2 protein-coding genes are annotated in these 689 nt (G+C 39.2%); one reads left to right on the top strand and one right to left on the bottom strand.

Annotation, left to right across the window (positions count from 1 at the left end; translation table 11 throughout):
* Positions 1-188 (bottom strand): hypothetical protein (locus ACS8FD_RS20885; protein ID WP_439277276.1); only part of this gene is annotated, 188 nt, incomplete at its 3' end.
* Between the two features lie 139 nt (positions 189-327).
* Here ACS8FD_RS20885 and ACS8FD_RS20880 point away from each other — a divergent pair.
* Positions 328-689: PAS domain-containing protein (locus ACS8FD_RS20880; RefSeq protein ID WP_439277275.1), on the top strand; the 362-nt coding region annotated here is incomplete at its 3' end.

Here is a 689-nt window from a genome sequence, read left to right as displayed (position 1 = left end):
GGTTCCTGTTCTTGTGGCGTTTGCGAGTGAGCAGGATTAAACACCGTTGCAGTATCTTTTATCGTTTGTATCTGTTTTGATGAGACATCAGCACTTGAAGCGTCTGTGTTCAAATTTAAGTCTGAATTTGAGTTTGGGCTATCGTCTGAAAGCGTAGAACCAGAAGACTGAGTAGAAATATTGGGCATGGCTAACCTTGCTAAAGATAAATTGGCTGAACGCATTGTACGTTTTTTTTATGACAATCACCAGTTTTGCCGCGCTAGAGTATTGATTTATGGTTAAATATTCACTTAAATTTGATTTGTGACTAGGCTTCTTATATTTATGGCATCTCCAGTAGCACCTAATGACGTACCAGACTCAGCTTTTATTGTGCAGCATTTATATACTGCTGTCTTATGGGTCAATGATGATCTGATAATTACATGGCTCAATGGTCAAGCTGAGCAGTTGTTAGCAGTCAGTCGCGAACGGTTATTGGGCCAGTCTATATTGACATTATTAGCACCTGAAGGGCTCAAAAAAAGTTTGAGTGACAACGTAGACAACCTCTCAAATAAGTATTCAGACAACCATCTAAAACCCAATACTGTAAGGCAAAAACGTCCAACCTCCTCTTTGAATGACCGCTTTAGTCAAGCGCAAAAATACCAACAACCTTTTATTGATCATGACCATAAAGTAAC

It is taken from the genome of Psychrobacter sp. 1U2 (genome assembly GCF_051847575.1).
This window is presented reverse-complemented; position numbering and strand designations above follow the sequence as displayed.